This is a genomic window from Bacteroidota bacterium, from assembly GCA_016718825.1.
Taxonomy (GTDB): domain Bacteria; phylum Bacteroidota; class Bacteroidia; order J057; family JADKCL01; genus JADKCL01.
This window is the reverse complement of the sequence record JADKCL010000036.1, coordinates 23,424-31,684: the sequence shown is the minus strand read 5'-3', so window position 1 is coordinate 31,684 and position 8,261 is coordinate 23,424. Positions and strand designations below refer to the sequence as shown.

Sequence of the window (8,261 nt, the reverse complement as noted above, 5' to 3'; positions counted from 1 at the left end):
CAAAGTGTGCCCGATTGAAGCGGCACTCGAACAACAAAAGCACTCTAATGAATTCGCTGCATCGAGGGCTGTTTGGAAATTCAGCAGCACAAAGAACAACTCGACACACTGCGCGCAGCAGTCAAATCGGCGCGGTGGCCGATTCGATCATTGTCGTAATCCTTATTCTGAGGAGACGTTGGTGTTTTTAATTGCATGGCCCCGCAGCGCAGAGCGTCGTCAAGATGCAAATCGATTTGCACGGGAGTCAAGCGGGGAAGCGGTTTTGTCACGCGCAAGACCTCAATTTATTCACCTCTGACGGCCGATAAAGCGCACGAAAGATTTAGATACGAAATCTGCTTTAAACTTAATAACATCCTTACTTGCCACTGTTCAAGTTCGGGAGGAGCTGGTCGGTGTCGTGCAGTTTCTCAACCAAGACCGGATCACCTGTTTACGTTCGAAGACGAGAAAAAAATTGACCCCATTTGCGTCAAACTCGCTTTGGCGGTTTCAAACGATATTTCAGATCCGACCAATTTGGTTCATTTGGGGTCGTGGACCCTCACATCAATCAAGGGGAACCGTGTTGTTTACGGATATCACGCATTCGGATCTGTTGTTTCAGAAATTACCCATAAGCACGCGACAGCCTTTTTCAAGATGAATACCTGGAACGTTTGGGGGGCCATTGGTTTTGCGCCATGGTGCTCGCATTGATAAATATTTAGGCGATGGAATGATGCTGGTTGTTGAGATGGCGGGCGCGCGGTACCCGGCCAAGCCCTGCAGGCAGCCCTGAGATCGAGCTGAATTTCGAACATTATGCAGGAATGGCAGCGCCTTAATTATCAACTCAATCTTCGATCACCGTATTGGCATTGCTATGGACCCGTCTATGGACGCCACGGGTTTTGGCGCCAACAGCCTCTTTACCATCATGGTGTGCCGGCGGTTAATCTGGCTGCGCATTTGTGCGCACAGGCGCGCACCGCAAGTGAACGCATCTTGGTGAGTGAAGAGACGGAGCGGATCGTACGGCCAGTCCCTGCCTTCGGGCTGGTCTTTGGAAAGCGTTACGTTGTCGCGTAAGTCGGGGCCTACGAGGTGCGCCGAAAGTCCCTCGGCGAGTCAAATCGATTTCGTCTCCTTTCCCGGATGGCGTGGGTTTTGGAGGGAGCGAGTGTAATGGGCGGTATTTGCGTTGGGCCACCAATTCGCGGTCCTGTTGCTAGACGATCTGGATGTTGTAGTTGATCACCCCACAGCAGATATTTTCCTGGGGTCACCCGTAATAGGCGTAGCGCCCACAACTGTCGCTGTAACAGGGCATGATCAACCGATGCGGCTGCTATGGCAACTCAAAGCCTGGCACGAGGAGTAGATACTTTGAGAACGGAATTTGCGCTCCAGAGATCGTGCCAAAGGTTGTGTACCTAAATTCACAATAACCTGCATTCTGTCGTTAAAGCTTTCGGCAGGAATCAATACGAGGTCTAGGATGCCATGGTTCCCATTTGCCCATCTTGATGGAATCAATACACTTATCGGGCAACTCTTTGATTGACTGGTTTGTGTCCCATTGCATACCATTGCTAGAGGTTGATAGAAGCTGAAGAGCATTCCCAGAACTTATTGACTGGAATTTGGTTTTTGTAAGATGCAATAATTCTAAATTCCTCAGACGGAATTTAGGTTAAAAATGGCTGTAATCTATTACTATCAATGATCTCAGGCCTAAAAGTAACTGCTCCTCAGTTACAGAAACAAGCTGAGAGCAAGGCATGACAACACTTTCAGCAGATTTTGATTATTTCACTAAAATCTCACCTGACTGTGATGCTATGAATATTTCAAAAGCCTTAATCTATGGGATTCTTGAGCGATTTAAGTGACTTCAACTGAGGAATTTAGGTTGATGGCTGCATGCTCCAATGCTTCCAGTGCGCCTGGTGTGTCGACGATCTGGCCTAATTGAAACAGCGCAATAGGCCGCTACTCCCTTATAGATTTGAGATTACACATTTTATTTCTCCTTTTTCAGGGTGAGCAAATACGGACGAGGGCAAAAGTGTGCCTATTGATTGCTTCAATTAAATGGGATTTGTTTGAAGTATTGCTGAGGAACTACCAGTTACCTTGTTTCGGATTGATATTGCGAATAAGGTTGCCTGAGTACAGTTGCCTTTTGATATGTAGCACAGAAAACAGAAACTTCACGTTCTGCACTACAATTGCAATACAGTTATATTTTAGAAGGTTATATTTAGCGCATCAAATGGCAATAGATTTTCTATCAAGTACTTATGAACTTTTTCAGTATCTCTAACAAATATCAAGAGCTGTGGGTGATTCTTGAATTCGCTCCGATTAAAGATAAAGTCATTAATCGACAGTAGCTTTAAAATATATTATTTATTACAAACAACAAGATAGAAACCATAGTAGCAAACTCTGTTTTTGTAAACTTGTTTTATTTGATTACAAAAGGAATGCGGGGATTGTAAATATAGGGAAAACAATCTGAGATTGAGACATTAAGTCCCAGGCATTGTATAAATTCTTGCATAATACTTGATTAAATAAAATCATCATGACAAACACGTTCACACAAGAACGCGCTGCCGGTGCCATTATGGGGCGTTTTATCGGTGACGCTCTGGGACTTGGTCCGCATTGGTATTACGATATCTCGGAACTTCGGCGCGACTACGGGGAGTGGATTACCCTATACCGATCCTAAACCTGGCCGATATCACAGTGGACGCAAGGCCGGCCAGCTCTCTCAAGCAGGTATCATTCTTACGCTCACGCTCCAATCCCTCGTTGAACATGGCGGATATAATGAGGCGGATTTTTGCCGCCGAATGGTGAAAGATTGTTTCCGTTTCTCGACGGCACACCGATGGCGGACCGGGTGGTTACACCAGCCAGTCAATTCGGGAAGCATGGAGGCGGCGTGTAGAACAGAAATTACCATGGGGGCAAACCGGAAGTCATGCGGATGACACGGAAGCGATTGAGCGCACATTAGCGCTAGCTGTCCGCTATGCGTTTCAGCCTACTGAACTGGCTACCGTAGTCGCAAATAATACTCGTCTTACCCAGATCGATGATACCGTGATTTCTATGACCGTAGCTTATGCATCGGTATTGGGCATGCTAATATGCGGACATGCGCTGGATAAAACGCTATCCGGGAAATTGATGGAATTGGTAAAATCCGGGAAGCTACCCTTTCATGCCGTTACCTTTGCCGATTTACAACCCCCGCGCTCAGGTGATCCCGATCCGCCACGTTCCGGACGGTTCGCCTCACCAGACGCCCTGCTCACGCCGTCTTATATGGCTGAAGCTGCCGCAGATGCGGATATACGCATAGAACCGGCGTGGAAGGTGTCGATTGTGTACGGTATGCCCTGTGCCATTTATCATCAACTTCCTGCTACCTATTATCTTGCTGCTCGTTTTCGAAACGATTTCGAATCTGCTGTGCTTCATGCGGTCAATGGTGGAGGGCAAAATCAAGCCCGCGCTATTCTCACTGGTGCGCTTGTAGGCGCCCAAGTAGGTTTCTCTGGTATTCCGAAACGATTTCTCGACGGACTTGAAGACCTGGACAAACTAAAAAGTCTTGCTATAGCTCTCGCCTCCCAGGTAAATGGTGAAACGGATACTATCAATTAATATCCGGAAAATAAGAAGTCGGTCCAAAATTTTCCCTAAACATGACGTTTGCTGAGATTAAAAGCGTAAACCAAACCTTAACTCACTTCTCATAGTAACTTAAGCAAAAACTAGGGCTTTCGCCCAGTTACGATACTGTAGTAGCCGAAGGCTTTGTGGATTTGAATGTCCTCAAAGCCTATTTCCTTCAGCATGGTTGACAATTCCAGACCGGAGTATTGCTTGCCCTCGGTCCAGCCCATCATTATCATACTGTAAGCAGCGGATGCAAAAGGACCATTTTTCTCATCGTTATAGAGCATTTCATGAATCACAATGCGTCCGCCGGATTCAAGGCTATTGAAACTCTTTGCGGTCAAAAAATGACACTTTTCCGGCATCCAATGGTGATAGACATCTGAGAAAAAATGCAGATCAGCCGATGGCCAATGATCACTCCAGATATTGATTTCTTGTGTTTTAATCCGCTCCTGCAGGCTATATTGATTAATATATTCCTGAGCCACTTCGCATACCTGACGAAAATCCAGAAATATAACTTTCAGATTTTGTAACTTTGATGCCGCACCAATCGAATGAGCGGCTGAGCCTCCTGCCACATCGAGCATCACCCGATGCTGGGAAAAATCTATGACCTCAGGCCAAACGAATGCTGCGGTTATGCTGAAGCTGTGCATTCCGCGCGTAAAGCGGTGCAGTAATTCGATCTGTTCTTCATGAGATTTAAAAATATCACCGCCACCATAAACCTGGGGAGAATCTGTGAGAATTGCCTTTTCCAGTGTTGAAAAAGAACAAACCTGATAATTATCGATCATCAGATCCCAGAAGAATCCAAAATAATTAGGACTCTTCTCCAGCAAATATTCTTCTGCTACCGCAGTCAGAGAATAACGCTCTTCTTGTAATGACAAGAAACCCAAGGCAGTAGCTACGGTTAGGATGGCCTCCGCTGGACGCTGCTTAATATTTAATGAACTGCAAATATCTTCCACTGTTCGCGGACCAGCTGCAAGCAAAGCAAAAACTTTTAGTCGATGCGCCAGCAGTAATGCCGGATAACCATAAACCGCAAAGATCACATCCCATACCGGACGATCATCAACTCGTGGTGCCTGAATGTTGGAAGCAACATCTTGTGTCATCAGTCCTCCTTTAACTTTAGCTGGGCTAAAAACGCCCATATCAAGTGATTATTATTAAATACTTAGATGCTATGCCGCATGATTTAAAGTGATTATTGACTAATTGAGACTTTCTTGGATTTTTCTGCTTCGACCAAACGTTTGATATTCTGAACCGTTCGCTCAGCACCATCCTTTATGGCGACTCGGACTAACCCTTCGAAAGGTCGCATGATTGCCAGAATTTCAAGCAGCTCAAAAGAAAATGTCAATTTGGTAGAGTTTTCAGGATTGATTGCCTGTAATTCATACGTACAGCGATAAGGATCGGATACTCCAACGAGCGTTAGGCGTACACCGGGTTCATAAGTAGAGATTTTAAACTTAGATTCTGTTCGACGCCCCTGATCAACACGCACTTGCCGCCCTTCAGTTCCCAGCTTCACCGGCCCAGGTGTGATTTGTTCTAGTTCTTTAACTTCTGGCGACCATTTGGGGTAATTTTCGAATAAACCTTCTCCGAGATACTGGAAAATCTCACTGGCTGGGCATTCTACTATTATATGCGCCTTGCCTAAGACCGGCTCAGTGGAGCCTAAATTGAGCATGGAACCTAAATTAAACATATTGCTTAGCCTCTTTTGACTAGTGGATGCCCAATCCAGCTTATTGATTGGCAATTGGTTTAAACGTTAAACCAATATTGGATCAGTTTCAAGCGCTATATCAGTAAGACAGACAAGAAGAGAATCGCATTTAATCGTTCCTGAAAGGTTTTTTTCAACGGAAAAACTATATTATGCAAGCGCTTCATACTAAATACTTATAAAATTTCATCATTTAGAATAATTCATTTTTCTTAATAAAGTATTCAGGTACATCGGATTTAACAGTTTGACAACCTATTTAGTTCTGGATACCTATTTTTTTAGGAAAAAAGTATTTATATTTCCTATAGTTAAAACTAATGGTTTGAGCTTTCGACTAGCTATCAGCACCAAGATATGATCAGCTGCAAAAGTACCGAAACGCAAAAACGCCTGCTCTATAAGGATTGCAAGTTATGACTCACGAACTTCACGAGCATGTACAGCATAACCACGATCATCACACGAATCACCGTGCTATAGCGACCGATCCCGTTTGCGGCATGCCGGTCGATTCACATACAGCGAAGTGTCGTGCTGAGCATGATGAACAAACTTACTATTTCTGCTCTGCCCACTGTCACGATAAATTCGTGGCCAAACCCGATATTTATCTAGCGGGCAAGACCCCAATCGAGGAATCCGCATCCGACACTAGCTATACTTGTCCGATGCATCCACAAATCCGGCAAGTCGGACCGGGAAATTGTCCGATCTGCGGCATGGCATTGGAACCGGCAGAAGTGTCGCTCGACGATGCGCCCAGTCCGGAACTCGCCGATATGACTCGTCGCTTCTGGATTGGCCTCATATTGACTGCGCCAGTCTTTATTCTGGAGATGGGCGGCCATCTAATTGGACTGCACCTCATGTCTATACAAACTTCTAATTGGGTGCAATTGTCGTTGGCGACACCAGTCGTATTATGGGCAGGATGGCCATTCTTCGTACGCGGGTGGCAATCGATCATGAACCGCGCGCTGAATATGTTCACGCTCATTGCGATGGGTACCGGTGTGGCATGGATCTATAGCATCGTTGCCACCGTTGCGCCTGATCTCTTTCCCGATGCTTTCCGCAGTAGTGATGGGTCGGTCGCAGTTTATTTCGAGGCTGCGGCGGTTATCACCGTGCTGGTGTTATTGGGCCAAGTGCTGGAATTGCGAGCGCGCGAACGTACTTCCGGTGCGATCAAAGCCTTGCTCAATTTGTCGCCAACTACCGCCCGCCGTCTTGACGATGCCGATATGGAAGAGGAAATTGGCCTGGATCAGGTGGTAGCAGGCAACCGCCTGAGAGTTCGCCCCGGCGACCGAGTACCCGTCGACGGCAAAGTGATCGAGGGTAGCTCAAACATTGACGAGTCGATGGTAACCGGCGAATCCATGCCGGTTCGCAAGCAACCCGCCGACAAAGTGATCGGCGGCACCATCAACGGTCAAGGCAGTTTCGTGATGCGCGCGGAGAGAGTTGGGCGTGACACGATGCTGGCGCAGATCGTTCGCATGGTATCGCAAGCGCAGCGCTCTCGTGCACCGATCCAGCGGCTGACTGACATCGTTGCTGGCTGGTTCGTTCCGGCAGTCATTCTGATCGCCATACTTGCTTTTGCCGCCTGGTCGATCTGGGGGCCTCCACCCGCTATGGGATATGCGCTGATTGCCGCCGTCAGCGTGCTGATCATCGCCTGTCCGTGCGCGTTGGGTTTGGCGACGCCGATGTCGATCATGATGGGTGTGGGACGGGGCGCGACCGAAGGTGTCCTGATCAAGAACGCCGAAGCATTGGAACGCATGGAAAAGATCGATACTATCGTGATTGACAAGACCGGTACGCTAACTGAAGGCAGACCCAGGGTCACGGCAATTCGTGTTGCTGGCAATATCGACGAAAACGAGCTGCTACGCCTTGCAGCTAGCCTGGAACAAGGAAGTGAGCATCCCTTGGCTGCTGCCATCGTAGCTGCAGGCAAGGAGCGCTCGATTGTGCTGGCCAAGGCAACCGACTTTGATTCGCCGACTGGCAAAGGCGTACTCGGGAATGTCGATGGTCACCGAATTATCCTGGGTAATACCAAATTTCTCGCAGAACTGAATATTGATACCCGGGTATTGGAAACGCAAGCAGATGAACTGCGTCAGAATGGGGCGACAGTGATCTTCGTAGCAGTCGATGGAGCAACTGCCGGTATTGTCGCTATCGCCGATCCGGTGAAGGAATCGACACCCGCCGCTATTGATGCTCTGCACGCCGACGGCATCCGCATCGTCATGCTGACCGGTGACAATCGCATTACGGCTGAAGCAGTCGCTCGGCAACTAGGTATCAACGAAGTGGAAGCGGAAGTGTTACCCGATCAGAAAGCGGCAATCGTAACGCGATTGCGCGAACAAGGGCGAGTAGTCGCAATGGCGGGTGATGGTGTCAACGATGCTCCGGCTTTGGCCACCGCCGATGTTGGCATTGCCATGGGTACGGGCACCGATGTTGCGATTGAAAGCGCGGGCGTAACCTCGCTGCGCGGCGATCTGCTGGGTATCGTCCGGGCACGGCGCCTATCCGAAGCAACCATGCGTAACATCCGCCAAAATCTGTTCTTCGCCTTTATCTACAATGCAGCTGGCATACCGATCGCAGCCGGAGTGCTGTATCCGTTTTTCGGCATCTTGCTGTCACCGATTTTTGCTGCGGCTGCGATGGCGCTATCTTCAGTCAGCGTGATCGGCAATGCATTACGGTTGCATACTACCAAGTTGGAGTAAATACAGAAGGTTTAAAATAACACTTTCTGATTTTATTTTCATGAATATTAATACTAGCT

The 8,261-nt window shown here is 47.7% G+C and carries 3 protein-coding genes and 1 pseudogene; 2 read left to right on the top strand and 2 right to left on the bottom strand.

Annotated features, from left to right (window positions below):
• Nucleotides 1-2,575 precede the first annotated feature (2,575 nt).
• Nucleotides 2,576-3,669: pseudogene (locus tag IPN95_25295) on the top strand (ADP-ribosylglycohydrolase family protein).
• A gap of 110 nt (nt 3,670-3,779) precedes the next feature.
• Here IPN95_25295 and IPN95_25290 read toward each other — a convergent pair.
• Nucleotides 3,780-4,814, bottom strand: a complete 1,035-nt coding sequence (locus tag IPN95_25290; GenBank protein ID MBK9452676.1) for a methyltransferase — start codon at nt 4,812-4,814, stop codon at nt 3,780-3,782.
• A 92-nt stretch (nt 4,815-4,906) separates the two neighbouring features.
• Nucleotides 4,907-5,419: an SRPBCC family protein gene (locus IPN95_25285; protein MBK9452675.1), complete on the bottom strand. Its 513-nt coding sequence runs from the start codon at nt 5,417-5,419 to the stop codon at nt 4,907-4,909.
• A gap of 437 nt (nt 5,420-5,856) precedes the next feature.
• On the opposite strand from IPN95_25285, the gene IPN95_25280 reads away from it, so the two are divergent.
• The gene (locus IPN95_25280) at nt 5,857-8,202 is read left to right on the top strand and encodes a heavy metal translocating P-type ATPase (protein ID MBK9452674.1); all 2,346 of its coding nucleotides are present in this window, start codon (nt 5,857-5,859) and stop codon (nt 8,200-8,202) included.
• Nucleotides 8,203-8,261: the final 59 nt, after the last annotated feature.

Coding starts and splice junctions, on each gene's coding strand:
- IPN95_25280 (MBK9452674.1), top strand. CDS start 5,857: ATGACTCACGAACTTCACGAGCATGTACAGCATAACCACGATCATCAC.
- IPN95_25290 (MBK9452676.1), bottom strand. CDS start 4,814: ATGACACAAGATGTTGCTTCCAACATTCAGGCACCACGAGTTGATGAT.
- IPN95_25285 (MBK9452675.1), bottom strand. CDS start 5,419: ATGTTTAATTTAGGTTCCATGCTCAATTTAGGCTCCACTGAGCCGGTC.